Raw genomic sequence first — 17,600 nt, 5'->3', positions numbered from 1 at the left:
AAGACCGTGCTGCTCTCCGACTGGGCCGAGCGGATGGGCCCACGGCTACCGGGCCGGCCCCGGATCGGATGGCTGACCATCGCGGAGCAGAGCTACACGGCACGCGGGATGTGGGCGGAGCTGCGCGCTCGGCTCGGTCTGCCGGTGCCCGCGTCCGCCGCGTTGCGCACGCCCGTCGCCGAAGCCGCGGAGTTGGTGGCCGATATCGGACACCGCGGCCGGCCGACGGTCGTCGTCCTCGACGACGCACACCTGCTGACCGACCCCATGGCGCTGGCGGGCCTCGAGCACTTTCTCCGCAATGCACCGGCCAACCTCGCGGTGGTGCTGTGCGCTCGTTTCGATCCGCCCATCCGGTGGCATCTGCTGGAGCTGGAATCACGGCTGATCCGTTGGGGCGCAGACGAACTCGCGCTATCCACCGAGGAGGCCGCGCGGCTGTGTCGCGAGCACGGTTGCGCACTGGATCCGGCGCAGCTGTCGACGCTGATGGACCTCACCCACGGCTGGGCCGCGCTGATCCGGATCGCCGCCATCTACCTGGCCGCCCATTCCGGCGATTACTCCACCGCGCTGGCGGTGCTGGCGCGGATGCCGAATTCGATTTCCGATCTGCTGGTCGGGGAGTTGATCGACGCGCTACCGCCTGCCCTGCGCCAGTTCCTCACCCACACCAGTGTGCCGGCCGAGTTCACCGAGCGGATGGCCGACGAGCTCGTCGGCGGTGGCGCCGCGTTCTGGTTGCATGAGCTGGAGCGGATCAGCTATCCGCTCACCGGTGTGCTGCGGGGCGGCACGATCTGGTACGCCTATCACCCGTTCCTGCGCGGGTATTTCCTGGCCGAGGCGAATCGCCTCGGCACCGGCTTCCATGACGATCTGCGGGTGCGGACCGCGTATGCGCTGATGGCAGCGGGTGAATCGCACCAGGCCTGGACCCACCTGACCGCCGTGTCGCAGCCGCGGCCGCTGCTGGATTTCCTGACCGCACACGGGTTGTCCGAGGTCATGGCCGGCGGCGGACCGGCCTTGTTCGATGCCCTCGCCGGGGCGGATTCGGTGGTGCTCGGCGACTCCTTCATGGTGCTGCTGCGGGCCATCGACGCCCTGCTCGGCGGTGACTTCGCCGCCGCCGTGGCCTTCCGCGACGTGCTGGCAGGCCGTGGCCAGGACATGTCGACCCTGGCCGAGCCGGCCCTGATCGCGGCCCTGACCAGTGCCGTCGATGCCGAAATCGCGGTGGCCACCGCGCCGTCGGCGGACCTCGTGCCGATACCGGAGATCCCGGATACGGCGTTGCGGCCGGAAGCGCAGTGCTACCTGTCCATCGCCGCGGCGACGGTGTCGATCATGGCCGGCGATATCGCCGCGGGCGAGGAGCGGATGCGGTCGGCGCTGGCGCTCGCCGAGACCGCCGGGCACCAGCGGTTGCGGCTGCGGGCCTGCACCCGGCTCGGGGCGGCGGCAGGCCGGACCGGGGCGATCACGGCCATGCGGCGACGCGCCACCCACGCCCTCGACATCGCGCGCGAGCACGGGCTGTCGCACACCAGCGATGCGGCGCATGCCGCCGCCATGGAAGCCTTCGGGGCCTATCTCCAGGGCGAGGCCGGTTCGGTCGATCTGTGCACCGGCCTGCTGGTCCGAGGCGAGGGGCTCGATGGCGGGACCACACCGGCCGGCGGGCTACCGGCCCAGCTCGTCGGTGCCCTGGTCGCGTTCGACGACGTCACGGACCGGGCCGGTGCGGCCGATCTGCTGCGTTCGGCGACGGTCGAACTGCTCGCCGTGCACCCATCGGCGGCCATCAGCGGCGGATTGATCCCGCACGTGGTGTGGGGACTGCTGCGCGTGCAGGAACCTCGTACGGCGCAGCTTCTCATCGAGCAGGCGCGCGCGCGGCTGGGCGAGATACCGGAGGTCGCCGTCGCCGGTGCCGCGGTCGGCGCGGTGACGCACCGGCCGAAGACGGTGCTGGCCCTGGTCGAACCACTGCTCACCGCCGCCGAGCCACCGCCTCCGGTGCAGCAGGTCGCGGCCTGGTTGCTGTATGCCGGTGCGCATGCCGAACTGGGTAATTCGACCAAGTCCATCGACGCTCTGAAAACCGCCGTGCACCTGGCCGCGCCGGACCGTATCGCGCGACCATTTCTCGACGTTCCCGGCGCTTTGGAGAAACTGGACGAATTCGCCGGAAGTTTCGGGCGCGATGAGGATTTCGTGACCGAGATTCGCCGGAATCCCGCGGCGATCCGGGTGCAACGGCATCCGGCCCTGACCACCACGCAGCATCGCATTCTGCGGGAATTGCCGACGGGGCGGACCACCCAGCAGATCGCGGAAGATCTCGGTGTCTCGATCAATACAGTGAAGACCCATCTGCGCGGTATCTACCACAAACTCGGGGTCAATTCCCGCACCGAGGTGCTGACCGAAGCCCGTCGCAGCGGCCTGCTCTGAGACCGGCCGGCACTTCACCCGCAGGGGATGACGCCCCCGCTCGCGTTTCACGGGGACACTCGGCCTAGTCGTCCGGGAGGACCCGAATCCGGAGGGAGGCCGCGCCCTGATGTCGATGCGCTACGAGTTCATCCTCGACGGGGAGCTGTCCGATCGCGCGCTGGCAGCGTTTCCGGAACTGACCCCCGGCCGCCATCGGCAGGGTCAGACAGTGTTGTACGGACCGCTCACGGGACCGACGGCCATGCGCACCATCCTCGCCCGCATCGACAACCTCGGGCTCACCCTGCTCGAGATGCGACAACTTCCCGATTGAACGGAGCGGCCATGAATCTGCTGATACCCAGCAGTCAGCGTCGTACGCTCGACGAACTCACCGACCGGCTCGATCTCGGGACCGGCGAGACCACCACCAAGCGGTCGGCGTTCTGGATCATGCTCACCCTGTCCGGGATCATCGCCGCCTCCGGTGTGGTCGGCGACTCGACCGCGACCGTCATCGGCGCGATGATCGTGGCGCCGCTGTCGGTGCCGATTCTCGGCGTCGGCCTCGGCATCGCGACCGGGCGCGCGCCGCTGATCGCGCGCAGCCTCGGGCTGGTGCTGGCCGGCATCGTGCTGGTCGTCTTCGTCGGGTTCGTGTTCTCGCAGTTGCTGCCGAATCCGACGAATGTGCTGTCCAATTCGCAAGTGCTCGGCCGGACCTCGCCGAAGCTGATGGACCTCACGGCGGCGCTGGCGACCGGTCTGGTCGGCGTCATCGCCATCATCCGCCGCGATGTCGGCGACGTGCTGCCCGGTGTGGCGATCGCGATCTCGCTGGTCCCGCCGCTGGCCGTGGTCGGTGTGTGTCTCGGCTCGGACGCCCCCGGACTGGCTCTGGGCGCGTTCGTGCTGTTCGCCTCGAATATGGTCGCGATGATCATCACCGCCACGGTGGTGCTCGTCGCCGTCGGATACCACCGGGAGGCGGGCGCGGGGGCGATGCGCCGCGGACGCGCGTACGCCGTACTGGCGGCGGGCCTGATCCTGGTGGCGATTCCGATGGTGGTGAATTCGCTGTCGTCGCTGTGGGCCGACCAGATCGCCGACGCGGCCCGTTCCTGGCTGGACCGGGTGCCGGGCGCGCAGGTGACCGATGTCAGCTTGCAGAACGACGCGGCGACCATTCATGTGCTGGCGCCCGAGCAGCTGCCTCCGGTCGAGGAACTCGAGCGCACGGTGCGCGATCTGGTGCCGTGGCACCCCGATGTCGTCATCGTGCACACGGTCGGCAGCCGGATAACCCAGTAGCGCCGCATTGTTGCGCGGGTTTCATCCGTTTCGGGTGACGCGACGGTCGCGGCGACTACGGCATACCTGTAGGAGGGCCGATCACCGACGAAAGGCTGGCCATGACGCACATGACAGAACCCGGACGGAATCCGGTCCGCCAGGGGGTCGCCGCGCTGACGACGATCGCAGTGGCGGTACTGCTGCTCGTGTTGGGGTTGCTCTCGCTCTTCGAGGGCATTTCCGCGGTTGTCGATGACGAATTGTTCGTTCCGGGAAGGGAATACGTCTACGAATTCGACACGACCACCTGGGGCTGGATTCACATCGTGCTCGGCGGGCTGATCGTGCTCATCGCACTCGCCCTGTTCACCGGCGCGGTGTGGGCGCGTGTCATCGCGGTGATGCTTGCGGGACTGTCGATCATCGCGAATTTCTTGTGGATCCCGTACTACCCGTGGTGGTCGGTGCTGGTCATCGCGCTCAACATCGTCGTCATCTGGGCGTTGTCCACCTGGCGCGCGGGCGGGGTGTGAGGGCCATGACTCGATCGAACGAACTCGGACCGGTGGAACTGGTCGTGCTCTCCTTCCCTGGTCCCCGCGTCGACGCGTCCGTCACCGCCGCCCTGGCCGAAGTGGTCGACGCAGGCTACGTCACGGTGCTCGATCTGATCTATCTGTCGATGGACGAGGCAGGCGAAGTACGCCAGATCGAGGTCGACGAATCACTCGGCGAGACGGGGCTGGACGGTGTCACCGTCGACCCGCGCGGTCTGGTGAGCGACGCGGATCTGGATGTGGTGCGCGACGCGATGGATCCGGGCACCTCGGCGGTGGTGATCGCCTACGAGGAGACCTGGGCGCGCAAGCTGGCAGGCACCGTACGCGGTGCCGGCGGCGAGGTCGCCCTGCACGTGCAGATTCCCCGCGACGCCGTCGACGCGGCGCTGTCGGTTCAGTAGAGGAGGACGGCAATGGTTTTCCGTGGAGGACGCGTCGGACGACCGGGACTGCTCGGCACCGTCGCCCGGACCGCGGTCATTTCGGGAACCGCGCGCGCAACGGCGAACGCGGTCGATCGGCGCGCGCAGCGGCGGGCCGCCGCGAGCGCGGCCTACGCCGCACAGCAGCAGGCACCGCCGCCACCACCTCCGCCTGCAGCAGCGGCGCCCGCACCGGCGGCCGGCGGCGCCGAGGATCTGGTGGCCAAACTTCAGCAATTGGGGCAGCTGCACGATTCCGGTGTGCTGTCCGACGAGGAATTCGCCGCAGCGAAGCGGCAATTGCTGAGCTGAGATCGCCCACGGTCCGATCTCCCATGCGCAGGAACCGAACTGCGCGAGGTCTTCGCCAACTGAACGCGTTCCCCGAGGAGGTCACCCATGGGAGCCGAGGGTTCGCCGGTCGCGGCTGGTTCGCCGGCGCCGGTCTGGTCGATCCCGCGTGGCCTGATCGTGCTGCTGGCCATGGCCGGCGCGGTGATCGCCATCGCGGGTGCGACCGTGTTCGCGGGCATCCTCGGCCCCGTCTTCCTCGCCTTGATGCTCACCATCGCGGTGCAACCGGTGCAGGGGTGGGCGCGGAAGAAGGGGTGGCCGGCGTGGCTGGGAATGCTGGTGGCGGTGGTCGCGGTGAGCGCCATCCTGTTCGGGCTGATCGGCGCTCTCGTCGTCTCGGCGGCCCAGTTGGCCACCGAGCTACCGAAGTACACCGACAATCTCGATGACCTGCTGTCCGGGGTACGCGAGTTCCTCGCCGATGCCGGAGTGGACCAGGAGCGCATCAGCACGGCGCTGAGCAGCGTCGATCTGGGCAAACTGGTGCGCTACCTCGACGATGTGCTCGCCGGCCTGCTCGGGGTGTTCTCGAATCTGTTCTTCGTCATGGCGCTGCTGTTGTTCATGGCCGTCGACGGCATGACCATCGGCAGGCGCATGCGGATCGTGCAGCGGGTGCGCCCGGACATCGCCTACGCGCTGACGTCCTTCGTGCAGGGAACCCGCAAGTACCTGATCGTTTCCACCGTTTTCGGTGTGATCGTCGCCGTCCTCGACGGCGGGGCGCTGTGGTTGCTCGGCGTACCGCTGCCGGTGCTGTGGGCGGTGCTGTCGTTCATCACCAACTACATCCCGAATATCGGCTTCGTCATCGGCCTCGTCCCGCCCGCGTTGCTGGCGCTGCTCGACAGCGGCCCGATGGCGATGGTGTGGGTGATCGTCGTCTACAGCGTCATCAACTTCGTCATCCAGTCGATCATCCAGCCGAAGTTCGTCGGCGATGCCGTCGGCTTGAGCGTGACGGTGACGTTCTTGTCCCTGGTGTTCTGGTCCTGGGTCCTCGGCGCTCTCGGCGCGCTACTGGCGATTCCGTTGACGCTGTTGGTGAAGGCGCTGCTGCTGGATATCGATCCGTCGACGCGCTGGGTGGACGCGTTGATCGGTGGTGGGAGCGGCGAGGGCGAGGGGGAGCCCGCCGAACCGGTCGCCTCGGCCGAGCGCGCGAAAGCCGATTCTCCCGCAGCGGATTCGGAGTAGGGCGGCACCGGCCCGAACAGAGCTGTCGCGGTCTGCCGACCGGCCCGCCGTCACCGGTCGAGTGCGCCGATGGCCTCATGCACCGTGGGATACACCGGCACCTGCTCGGCACCGGCGGCGCTGCGTCCGAGGGCATCCCGGAACTGTCCGACATCACGTGCCACCGCGAACTCGATGCGGCGCCGGGCCAGCGTCGTCCGCAATTCGGCGAGCATCTGCGCGGCGGTGACGTCGATGACGGGGGAGGTTTCGGCGTCGAGGACGACGAGCTTGGTGCGGTCGGTGCATTGGGCTTCGATGTGCTGTTTGACGTAATCGGCGTTGGCGAACAACAAGCCGGATTCGACGCGCACCACCAGCACATCGGGTCGGCGCTCGAGTTCCGGGCGACGTTCGGCGTCGACCCAGCGGGTGCCGTCCTTGGCCAAGGTCGCGATATGCGGCTGTGCGGTGCGATAGAGCAGCAACAGCATGGACACCCCGATGCCGATGACCAGCCCGGGGAGGGTGTCGAACAGCAGCACGCCCGCCATCGCGGCGATGGCGGCCAGGAAATCGGCGCGGGCGGCATGTCCGTAGATGCTGCCGAGCCGGGCCGTCCACACCCGGTACAGGCGGCGCAGCGCGGCGATATCCACGAGTTCGATGACCGCGGCGATGACCACACCCGCCAGCGTCGCCTCCGGCAGGTTCTCGAACAGCCCGGTCAGAAACAACAGCGTCAGGACCACGAGTACCGCGACCACGAGCCCACTGAGCTGGGTTCTGGCCCCCGCGCTGCCGTTGACGGCGGTCTTGGAGAGGCTGCCGTTGACCACCATGCCGGAGCTGAGCCCGGACCCGAGGTTGGCCGCGCCGAGACCGAACAACTCGCGGTTCGCATCCACCTCGTAGCCGGCCTTGGCCGCATAGGTTTTCGCGGCGCCGAGCCCTTCGGCGAAACCGATCAGCAAGACTCCGACCGCCGGGCCGAGCAGATCGATCAGGTCGCCGACGCCCACGCCGTCCGGCATACCGACCGAGGGCAGGCCCGCGTCGATATGGCCGACGATGGCCACGCCGTGGTCGTCGAGGTCGAACACCGTGACCGCGGCGATGCCGAGCAGCACCGCCAGCAGTGAGCCGGGCACCAGCGGCAGCCAGCGCTTGAGCCCGAGCACCACCGCGAGCGAGAGCAGGCCGATCAGCAGGGTGCGCCAGTGGGTATCGCCCAGATGCCGGATGACCCCCCACGCCTGCTCGAAGAAATTGCCCGGTTCCTTCTCGATGCCGAACAGCTTCGGTACCTGGCCGATGATGATGGTCAAAGCCAGACCGACGATGAAGCCCTTCAACACCGGCTCGGAGATGAACGCGGCGATGAAGCCCAGCCGGATGAGCCCGGCGATCAATCCGACGATGCCGGTCGCGATGGCCAGCGCCGTGGACAGGGCGACGAAGCGCGCGCCGTCACTGCCGGCCAGCGGAGTGATGATCGCCGCCGACAATGCCGCGGTCGCCGACATCGGGCCCACCACCAGATGCCGGGAACTGCCGGCCAGCGCGTACAGCACCAGCGCGGGGATCGCCGCATACAGGCCGACCACGGGCGGCACACCGGCGATGGAGGCGTAGGCCAGCGCCTCGGGGACGAGCACCGCCCAGACCGTCAGACCTGCCAGCACATCCGCGCGCAGCCAGCCGCGCTGGTAATGCTGCAATGAGAGGAATACCGGCCATGGCCTTGCCGGTGTACGCCGGCCGCCTGGGGTATCCATCACAGACCACCGATGCCCTTGCCGAGCACCACGGCGCCCATCACCAGCAGCACGATGGCCATCACGATGTGGTTGTTGCCCTGGAGCCAGGCCTTCATGGTGTCGAGTCCGCTGCGGAGTTCGTCGGCGGCGACCGCGTAGCCGATGACGGGCACCAGCACCGTGGAAGCCGCCAGGACGGTGAAGATCACGACCGCCACCACGTCACCGCCGGCCGACAGCCCGCTCGTTCCGATGATCACACCCGCGGACAGGCACAGCAGCAGGTTCTTCGGGTTCACCGCCGACAGCAGGACACCGAGCCCGGTCGCCTTGCCGAACCCGAACTCGTCGATGGCCCGCATCCACCCCGGCACCGAGGTATCCGCGCGGTCGAGCCATTGTTCGACCGCCAGTGCGATCAGCAGCACACCCAGGACGATCTTTATCCATGAGGCGGCCGCCGACGGCTGTTCGTCGCCGGAACCGCTCAGGACTCCCGACAGTGCGACGACCACGCCCGTCACCGCGACGATCCCGACCACCCAGCCGAGACCGAATCCGATGCTGGTCGTGCCCGCGTTGGCGGACAACAACATCAGGATGGCCGCGACGATCGGGATCGGCGAGATCGCCACACCGACCGCTAACGGCAGCAGATCTCCGATTACGGCGCCCATACCGTGAACCTAGAGTTCTGCTGCCGTCGCTACGTCATACCCTGCGGGTGAAATGACGATGTGTGGCTTCACACCTGTTCGGGGTTCCACGTGGTGACCGCCCAGATGACGACGATGTTGAGCGCGATGATCAGGATAGACCACAGCGGGTAGTAGGGCAGCCACAGGAAATTGGCGACGATCGACAGCGCCGCGATGGTGACCGCGGCGATACGCCCCCAGGTGGTGCCCATCATCAGGCCGATCGCGCTGGCCACTAGCACGATGCCGAGGACGATGTGGATCCAGCCCCAGGTGGTGGTATCGAATTCGTAGACATATTCGATGCCGACGACGAACAGCTGGTCCTCGGCGACCGCGGAGATGCCCTGGAGGATCGACAGCACACCAACGGTGAGCAGCAGAATCGATGCGCCGATCGAGGTGCCCGCCGCGAAGCCCTGCTTGACCGGAGAATCGGTTTCAGTGGAGTGCGACATCGTTCATCCCTTCGTGGGGTGCGGATAGTGATCCGAATGTGCCCGATTCGATGCGTATCCGCTTCACCCGTCGAGGGTGATGACCGGCCCGATCCGGTGCGCCGCACCCGGCGGTCAGGCGTCGCCGGCGCCTGACCGGCCGCCAAACGGTCGTGGTTGTCGCTGGTACCAGCGTCGCCCGGGCGTGTTTGGGTGTGGGCCCAAACCTGGGTCGAACTGTCTCGGAGCCGAGCGAGTCGGTCGTAACCTCGGCCGCACGCATGCCCCATCCGAGACGATCGTGAGGTTTCCGAGTGGAAGTCCGCACCGGCGGCCGGGGCCGCCGCACCTGCTCACGCGGCTCACACATTCTGGTGCTGACACTCGCTCTCGCCCTCGGCGGTTCGCAGGGTCAGGCTCGTGGTGCCCCCGATGTACCCGCCGATCAGCCGATTCCGGTGCGCGCGATGGACGCTGCCCGACCTGCGGGCAATGGTTCACGGCTGGTGGCCGCGGTTCAAGGTCCCGGGCGGGTTCTCGACCTGACCGTGTATTCCGCGGCGATGGGCAGGACCATCACGGTCGAAGTGCTTCCGGCCACCGACAGTTCGCGACCCGCGTCGACGCTGTATCTGCTCAACGGCGTCGACGGTGGCGACGAGAACGGCGCGTGGACCGCGAGCAAGAACTGGTTCACCAGTACCGATGCCGTCGATTTCTTCGCCGACAAGCACGTCAATGTGGTGATGCCGGTCGGCGGCAGTGCCAGCTTCTACACCGACTGGCGCGCCGACGACCCGCAGCTGGGCCGCCATCGCTGGACCACCTTCCTGACCGAGGAACTGCCACCGGTGATCGACTCCGCGCTTGCGACCACCGGCGTCAACGCGGTGGCGGGTCTGTCGATGGCCGCTGCCGCCGTCTTCCAGCTGGCGATCGACGCGCCGAAGAGGTTCCGCGCCATCGCCTCCTACAGCGGTTGTGTCCGAACCAGCGACCCGCGCGGTCAAGCGCTGGTCAACACCGTCGTACTCGGCAAGCAGGGCGATCCCGCGAACATGTGGGGGCCGCTGTCCGATCCGCTGTGGGCGGCCAACGATCCCTACCTGCGTGCCGGCGAGCTGCGTGGCACCGCCATCTATGTCGCCTCCGGCAGCGGGTGGCCCGGTCCGCTCGACACGCTCGACGGTCCCGGAATCCACGGCGACCCGGTGAAACTCGCCGATCAGATCGTGCTCGGCGGCATGCTGGACGCCGTCGCCCACGCCTGTACCCAGCAGCTGCGAGAGCGATTGCGTGAGTTGGACATTCCCGCCACCGTCGACATCCGCCCCAGCGGCACCCACTCCTGGGGCTACTGGCAGCAGGACCTGCACAACTCGTGGCCGATGATCGAGGCCGCGATCACCGGGTGAGGGCGTTCAGCGCAGTCCACCGGTGGCCGGCGCCGGGTCCGCGTCACCGGATGACGCAGCCGCGGGCGCCTGCTCGACCGCCACCACGCGCGGAACCCGGCGCATCCACCGCGGCGCCCACCAGCACGCCTCACCCAGCAGCCGCATACTCGCGGGCACCAGCAGCACTCGCACCACGGTGGCGTCGATGAGCAGCGCCGTCACCATCCCGAAGGCGATGTATTGCATCATCACCAGATCCGAGAGCGCGAACGCGCCGGTGACCACCAGCAGGATCAAGGCCGCGGCGGTGATGATCCGGCCGGTATGGGCGACGCCGGCCCGGATCGCGTCGGTGGTGGACAGGCCCGCGGCACGTGCCTCGACGATGCGGGAGAGCAGGAATATCTCGTAGTCGGTGGACAGCCCGTAGATCACCGACACGATCACCACCAGCACCAGCGCCATGATGGGCTGCGGCGTGAACCCGAGCAGATCGGCGCCGTGGCCGTCGATGAACACCCAGGTGAGCACGCCGAGGGTGGCGCCGAGGCCGAGCAGGTTCAGCGCGGCGGCCTTCACCGGAAGCGCCAGTGACCCGAAGGTCAGCGCCATCAGGACGGTGGTGGCGAGGAAGACCAGCGCGATCATGTACGGCATTCGCTCGACCAGTGCGTCGATGCTGTCCTTCTCGATCGCGGGCTGACCGCCGACGAGCAGGGTGGTGCCCGCCGGCAGCGGCATCGAGCGCAGGTAGTCGATGGTTTCCCCGGCGTCGCCGGAGGCGCCGAGCACGGTCTGCGTGGCGAACACATTCGGCTGGGCGGGCCGCTGCATCAACGCCGGAAACGGTGCCGCCAGACCCGGCGCCTGGTTGGCGCGGGCCACGACCGTCTCGCCCGCATCGGTGTCGAAGGTGACGATGACCAGGTCGATCGGGTCGATCTGGCGCAGCGGGAACAACTCGTCGAAATGCTGCTGGGCCAGCCGGGTCGGATGCTCCGGCGGCAGGAACCGCTCATTGATGGAGCCGAAGGCCAGGTTGCGCATCGGCAGGATCAACAGCAGCAACCCGAGGCAGACGACGATCCCCACCGCCAGCGGCCGTTTCATGACCCGTCCCGCGATGCGGCCCCACATATTGTCCGGCTCCTGATTCGGAGCGGTGGCGGTACGGAACCAGGCGACGCCGAAGCGGTCCACCCGGCGGCCGAGCACGGCCAGCATCGCGGGCAAGACCGTGATCGAGGTGAGGGCCGCCAGCGAGATGGTGATGATGGCGCCGTAGGCGAAGGATTTCAGGAACCCCTGCGGGAAGACCAGGATGGCGCCCGCCGCGACGACCACGATGGTGGCCGAGAACAGCACGGTGCGACCTGCGGTCCGCACCGACCGCCGCACCGCGTCGTCGACTTCGCGGCCGTCGGCCAGTTCTTCCCGGAACCGGCTCAGCACGAACAACCCGTAGTCGATGGCCAGACCGAGCCCGACCATCGAAACGACCGGGGAGACGAAGGAATTCACTTCGGTCACCGTCGTGAGCAGCCGCAGCAGACCCCACGCCCCGAGGACGGTGAGCCCGCCGACGATCAGTGGCAGTGCCGCGGCCACCGCCCCGCCGAACAGGAAGAACAGCAGCACCGCCACCGCGGGGATCGCAAACAGCTCCATGCGCCGCTGGTCATGGGCCATGGTGTCGTTCAGCGCGCCCGCCACCGCCTGCCCACCGGCCACTTCCATATCCACACCGGGCAGTGTCAGAGCGGGTGCCACCGCACGGAAGTTGCGCATCTGCGTGGTGTCGTCGGCGCCGCTGATCGCCACCGACGCGAAGGCGTGCCTGCGGTCGTCGGTGCCGAAGATATCGGGCATGGCCACGCCGGTCTCGGTCGGCCAGTAGGCGCCGTTGATGCGGTCGATCTGCGCGGGGAACCGTTGCGGTAGTTGGTTCAGCCACGCCACGATCGGGTCGGCGAACGCCGGATCATCGATGGCCGTGCCCTCGGGAGCGTGAAACAGCAGCAGCACATCGGCGCTGTGATCGATGCCGAACACCTCATCGCGTAATTGCGCGGCGCGCACCGACTCCGAGCCCGGATCATCCCAGCCGCTGGAACTGAGCTGGTCGCCGAGCCCGAGCCCGTACCAGCCGACGGCCAGCAGACCGGCCACCATCACCCCGAGGACGGTGAAACGCCGCCGCACCACCACATCGGCCCAGTGTGTCAATTCGGCGAACAATTGCCGCCTCCCATATCCATCGCACGGTTCGGCCCGGTCTGCCGCAACGCGACGCCATTCCGCCGGGCATCATCGGACAAGGCGGGACGAAATTGTTCTCACGAATTCACCGCCGGTAGCGATGAATAATCGCGGCTTCCGGCTGTATGCATGACGATCGAGGCGACGATACAACTCTGCCCGCGCGTTCCGTGGCGGACAGCGCCGATTTCTGCGGCGTCACAACCCGGTAGCGGAATCGGTTGTGACGCATGTGTATCGGTGCGCTGCGTGCCGTCAAGGGGCCGTGCGCCGGCGGCTCGATCCGGCCCGGAATGCGGCGATGATCTGCGAATACGTGACTCTTCCCGGTGAATGGGGATTTTCGCGTGGCACTGCGACGGCAGGCGGACTGGTGGGCGATCACAAGCGCGCCCGGTCCGTGCCAGTGGAGTTCCCCAACCTCGGTCGAATCGTTTCCATATCGTTTCGTCCGGTCATAGTTTGGGCCCCATCGGTCGACTGCGTAGGGCCGCATGAGACGAGTGTGATCGCCGAGAAAAGGTTGCGGTGATCGCCGCTACCGAGACACCGGAGGAATGTGTGTCTGATATTGCCATCGTGGGTATCGGTTGTCGGTTCGCGGGTGGAATCGACTCACCGGAGACCTTCTGGGATTTCGTGATCGACAAGCGGGACGGCGTCGTCGACATGCCCGCCGATCGCTGGGACTACCGCCGCTACTACGACCCGGAACCGCGCACACCGGGCCGCTCCTACACCAAGCGCGGCGCCTTCATGACCATCGATCCGTGGGAGTTCGACCCCGACTTCTTCGGCATCTCACCGCGCGAGGCGACGGTACTCGACCCGCAGCAGCGGCTGATGCTCGAGGTCACCTGGGAAGCGCTCGACGACGCCGGATACGCCGGACGCGCGGCAGGCTCCTCGGTCGGGGTGTACGTCGGCGGGTTCGTGGTGGACCAGTCGGTGATCGGTGTGGTCGGCCCCGCGCTGTTCCACACCGATATGCACACCCCCGCCAGCGCGTCCTACACGATGCTGTCGAACCGGATCGCCTACGCGCTCAACCTCGTCGGGCCGGCGATCACCGTCGATACCGCGTGCTCGTCCTCGCTGGTCGCGTTCCATCTGGCCTGCCAGGCGCTCGACAACGACGACTGTGAAGTGGCCCTGGCCGGTGGCGTCAATGTGATGTTGCAGCCGGAGACCTTCGTGCTGATGTGCAAGGGCGGGTTCCTCGCCGCGGACGGTCGCTGCAAATCCTTCGACGCCTCGGCCGACGGGTACGGCCGCGGCGAAGGTGCGGGCATGGTGGTGCTCAAGAAGCTCGACGCCGCCGTGCGTGACGGCGACCGCATCTACGCGGTGGTGAAGGCGACCGGATCCAATCAGGACGGGCGCACCACCGCGATCACCGTGCCCAATGTCGATTCACAAGAAGCGCTGGCCCGTTCGGTGTGCGAGCGTTCGGGCCTCGCTCCGGAATCCATCACCTACCTCGAAGCACACGGCACCGGCACGCTGGTCGGCGACCCGGTCGAATTGCGCGCGTTGGGGCAGGTATTCGGCGCGGCCACCGGGCGCACCGGAACGGTCGGCGTCGGCTCGGTGAAGGCGACCATCGGGCACACCGAGGCCGCCGCGGGCGTGGCCAGCGTCATCAAGGCGGCGTTGGCCATCCAGCATCGCACGTTGCCGCCGCAGGGGTGGCTGGAGAAACAGAACCCCGACATCCCCTTCGACGAGCTCGGCCTGCACGTGCAGACCGAGGCGCAGCCGTTGCCCGCCGACGCACCGCCGATGTCGGTGGCGGTCAACGGCTTCGGCTACGGCGGCACCAACGCCCACGCCATCCTGCAGGAATACACCGGCGAACCACCGCAACCGGACCCCGGCATGACCCACACCCACCTGGGCATCCTGCCCATCTCCGCCCGCAGCACGGCCGCTGCCCGCGCGCTGGCCGGGCGTTTCGCCGATCTGCTCAGCGCCGGCGCCGACCCCGGCCACCTCGCCGAAGCGGCTTGGACCCGGATGGCGCATCACCCGTACCGCACCGGTGTGCTGCTCGGCGATTCCACCGACGACCTGATCCACGAACTGCGCGCCTACGCCGGCGGTGAGGGCCGCGACGCCTCCAAAACCATCATTTCCCGCGCCGCCGAACCGGTGTTCGTGTTCTCCGGTATGGGCCCGCAGCACTGGAAGATGGGCCGGGAACTACTCGCGGACGGCGGCGCCTTCGCCGAGGCCGCCGCGGAAGTCGACGCCGAATTCCGGGCCGTCGCGGGCTGGTCGATCATCGAGGAGCTCAACAAGCCCGAGGACGAGTCGCGGGTGACCCGAACCGAGGTGGCGCAGCCGGCCAACTTCCTGGTCCAGGTGGGTCTCGTGCGCGAGCTGGCGCGGTACGGGATCACGCCCGCCGCGATCGTCGGCCACAGTGTCGGCGAGGTGACGGCGGCCTACATCAGTGGAATGCTGTCGCTGCGGGACGCGGTGCGGGTGGCCTATCACCGGGCCCGGCTGCAGGCGAGCACCGCGGGCACCGGGGGCATGCTCGCGGTCGGCCTGAGCAAGGAGCAGGCGCTCGAACTCATCGGCGACGATCCGCGCATCGATATCGCGGCCGTCAACAGCCCCACCGCGCTCACCCTCTCCGGTGACGTGCACAGATTGGATGAGCTGGCCGAAAAGCTCACCGAGGACGGTGTCTTCGCGCGGCGCCTGCGCGTGGAGGTGCCCTACCGCAGCAGGCTGATGGAGCCGATCGAAGCCGAACTGCGCGCGGTGCTGGCCGAGCTGAACCCGCAGGCGCCCACCGTGCCGCTGTATTCCACGGTCACCGGCGCACAGGTCAGCGAGGGCGAATGGAACGCCGAGTACTGGTGGTCGAATGTGCGGCAGCCGGTGCGGTTCTGCGACGCCATCGGCGCGCTGACCGCCGCGGGCAGCCGGGTCTTCCTCGAGGTCGGTCCGCATCCGGTGCTGTCGGGCAACATTCGCGAGGCGATGCTCGCCGCCGACGTCAACGGCACGACCGTGGCGACCCTGGACCGCGAACAGCCCGATACGGTGAGCATCCGCCGCGCCCTGATCGGTCTGCACGCCGCCGGTGTGCTCGACCGCGACCTGCTGTTCCCGCCCGACCGCCCGGCCACCCCGCATCTGCCGCTGCCGCGCTACCCGTGGCAGCGCACCCGGCTGCACTCGGCGCTGCCGCTGTTCGAACAGGCGCGTCTCGGGACCCCGAATTCCTCTCCGATGCTCGGCGATCCGGACGTCGAGGGCCGCCCCGAGTGGTTGTTGCAGGTGGGTACCGAGCTGCTGCCGTGGCTGTCGGACCACGTGGTCAACGGCATCAAGATCATGCCCGGCGCCGCCTATCTGGATGCCGCGCTCAGTGCCACCGCGTCCCGGATCGGCGCCAAACAGGTCGCCTTGGAAGGGGTTCGGTTCATCGCACCGCTGATCATGGGCGCACCGGATGTGCCGCTGGTCGCGTTGAGCGTCGAGGAGGCCAGCGGCCGGTTCCTGATCCGATCGCGCAGCGCCACCGGTACCGCGTGGACGGTGCACGCCTCCGGGCGGACGTTGACCGGCAGCCATGAGCAGACCGTGGTCCGGGTGCCGTCCATCGACGTCGGCGTGGATGTGGATCCGGCGATGTTCTACGCGGGTCTGGCCGCGGCGGGCCTGCAGTACGGTCCGTCGTTCCAGCGGGTGACCTCGGTGCGGGTCGGCCGCGACGCGGTGGTGGCCACCGTCGACGGCTCGATCGCCGCCGATTCCGGTCACCTCGCCCATCCCGCGGTCGTCGACGCGGCCATGCAGTGCGCGGCCCTGCTGTTCGCCGACGAACGTATCAACGAGGGCGTGATGGTGCCCGTCGGTGTGGCTGCCGTGCGCCTGCTGGCCGACCTGCCGGACAAGATCACCGTGGTCGCGCGCCGCGACCCGAACGCCCGGCTGCGGGCCGATGTGGATCTGCTCGACTCCGATCACCTGCTGGTCGCCCGGCTGACCGGATTGCAGATCGGTGCGCTCAAGCCCGGCGACAGCCCGATGCATCGGATGGCCGACTTCTACTACAGCGACACCATGGAAGAGCGGGACCCGATCGACCCGGCCGCGCTGGCCGAGGCCGGTTCGGCGTCCACGGTCATCGTGCAGCTGGGCGCGGGCAGCCGCGCGGGCGAACTCGCGGCGGCGCTGCCCGGTGCGCGGCTGTATGTCGCCGATCCGGCCGGAGAATCGCTGGAAGCCGACCTGGTCGCGAACCTGGCCGCGGCGAAGGCCGACGGCACCGACCGACTGCACGTCTGCATCGTCGCGGGCACGGTCGACGACGACATGGCCGGCCTGTGGACGTTGAAGCGGCTCGCGGTCGCCGTGGACGAATTCGCCAACCCACCCGTCGAGGGCGCCGACACACCGCAATCGGTCTTCGGTGACGGCGTCGCCCACTGCACCCTGGTCACCGAGGGCGCCTTCACCCTGCCCGGCAGCCAGGTCCCGCCGAACCCACGCCAGGCCGCCCTCGCCGGCGCCAGGCGCGTGCTGCTCAACGAGCAGACCCCGCTGCGGTGGCGGCTCATCGACGTCGAGCCCGGTACTCCGATCGCCGACCTGGTGGCCGAACTGGCCGTGCCCGGCGCCTTCTCGCACGACAACTGCGACGAGGTGCTGTTGCGTGACGGCAAACGCTGGGCGCCGGTGGTCACCAAGCCGCTGCCCGACCGGCTCGAGGAGCTGGATTCCACGCGCCCGCTGACCGATCCGGAGGCGAACTTCGCCCTCGACATCCCACGCAACCGGCT

Annotated in this window: 13 protein-coding genes; 9 read left to right on the top strand and 4 right to left on the bottom strand. The window is 68.3% G+C overall.

The features are described 5' to 3' along the window. The 7 genes from RJ05_RS13545 to RJ05_RS13515 all read left to right on the top strand — a co-directional run. Positions 1-2,460 (top strand): LuxR C-terminal-related transcriptional regulator (locus RJ05_RS13545; protein ID WP_217999004.1); only part of this gene is annotated, 2,460 nt, incomplete at its 5' end. Positions 2,461-2,569: 109 nt separating this feature from the next. Continuing rightward, positions 2,570-2,776, top strand: a complete 207-nt coding sequence (locus RJ05_RS13540; RefSeq protein WP_036537453.1) for a DUF8691 family protein — start codon at positions 2,570-2,572, stop codon at positions 2,774-2,776. 11 nt (positions 2,777-2,787) lie between these two features. After that, a complete protein-coding gene (locus RJ05_RS13535) occupies positions 2,788-3,753 on the top strand; it encodes a DUF389 domain-containing protein (protein WP_036537452.1) in 966 nt (321 codons plus the stop codon). A 101-nt stretch (positions 3,754-3,854) separates the two neighbouring features. Further along, the gene (locus RJ05_RS13530; RefSeq protein WP_081597311.1) at positions 3,855-4,268 is read left to right on the top strand and encodes a DUF7144 family membrane protein; all 414 of its coding nucleotides are present in this window, start codon (positions 3,855-3,857) and stop codon (positions 4,266-4,268) included. A 5-nt stretch (positions 4,269-4,273) separates the two neighbouring features. Next, positions 4,274-4,696: a DUF6325 family protein gene (locus tag RJ05_RS13525; protein WP_036537449.1), complete on the top strand. Its 423-nt coding sequence runs from the start codon at positions 4,274-4,276 to the stop codon at positions 4,694-4,696. Positions 4,697-4,708: 12 nt separating this feature from the next. Then, on the top strand, positions 4,709-5,029 hold the full coding sequence (locus RJ05_RS13520) for an SHOCT domain-containing protein (protein ID WP_036537447.1): 321 nt from the start codon (positions 4,709-4,711) through the stop codon (positions 5,027-5,029). 87 nt (positions 5,030-5,116) lie between these two features. Then, positions 5,117-6,268, top strand: coding sequence for an AI-2E family transporter (locus RJ05_RS13515; protein WP_036537446.1), 1,152 nt, complete (start codon positions 5,117-5,119; stop codon positions 6,266-6,268). A 50-nt stretch (positions 6,269-6,318) separates the two neighbouring features. Here the strand turns inward: RJ05_RS13515 and RJ05_RS13510 are convergent, their stop codons facing one another. From RJ05_RS13510 to RJ05_RS13500, 3 genes are all read right to left on the bottom strand, one after another. Next, positions 6,319-8,025, bottom strand: a complete 1,707-nt coding sequence (locus RJ05_RS13510; protein WP_051016541.1) for a SulP family inorganic anion transporter — start codon at positions 8,023-8,025, stop codon at positions 6,319-6,321. Continuing rightward, positions 8,025-8,684: a GAP family protein gene (locus RJ05_RS13505; protein ID WP_036537443.1), complete on the bottom strand. Its 660-nt coding sequence runs from the start codon at positions 8,682-8,684 to the stop codon at positions 8,025-8,027. Before RJ05_RS13505 ends, RJ05_RS13510 begins: the two co-directional genes overlap by 1 nt. Positions 8,685-8,752: 68 nt before the next feature. Next, positions 8,753-9,163: a DUF7144 family membrane protein gene (locus tag RJ05_RS13500; RefSeq protein ID WP_036537442.1), complete on the bottom strand. Its 411-nt coding sequence runs from the start codon at positions 9,161-9,163 to the stop codon at positions 8,753-8,755. A 350-nt stretch (positions 9,164-9,513) separates the two neighbouring features. Here RJ05_RS13500 and RJ05_RS13495 point away from each other — a divergent pair, with 350 nt between their 5' ends. Beyond that, positions 9,514-10,557 carry an alpha/beta hydrolase gene (locus tag RJ05_RS13495; protein ID WP_036537458.1) on the top strand — a complete coding sequence of 348 codons (1,044 nt, stop codon included), beginning with the start codon at positions 9,514-9,516 and terminating at the stop codon, positions 10,555-10,557. A gap of 6 nt (positions 10,558-10,563) precedes the next feature. On the opposite strand, the gene RJ05_RS13490 is transcribed toward RJ05_RS13495, so the two are convergent. Then, a complete protein-coding gene (locus tag RJ05_RS13490) occupies positions 10,564-12,777 on the bottom strand; it encodes an MMPL family transporter (RefSeq protein ID WP_036537440.1) in 2,214 nt (737 codons plus the stop codon). A gap of 582 nt (positions 12,778-13,359) precedes the next feature. On the opposite strand from RJ05_RS13490, the gene RJ05_RS13485 reads away from it, so the two are divergent. Then, positions 13,360-17,600: type I polyketide synthase (locus RJ05_RS13485; protein WP_036537456.1), on the top strand; the 4,241-nt coding region annotated here is incomplete at its 3' end.

Origin of the sequence: Nocardia cyriacigeorgica NBRC 100375 (assembly GCF_000308555.1) — a bacterium.
GTDB lineage: Bacteria > Actinomycetota > Actinomycetes > Mycobacteriales > Mycobacteriaceae > Nocardia > Nocardia cyriacigeorgica.
Note: the sequence above shows the minus strand (reverse complement) of the source record. Positions and strands in the feature narration are given on the sequence as shown.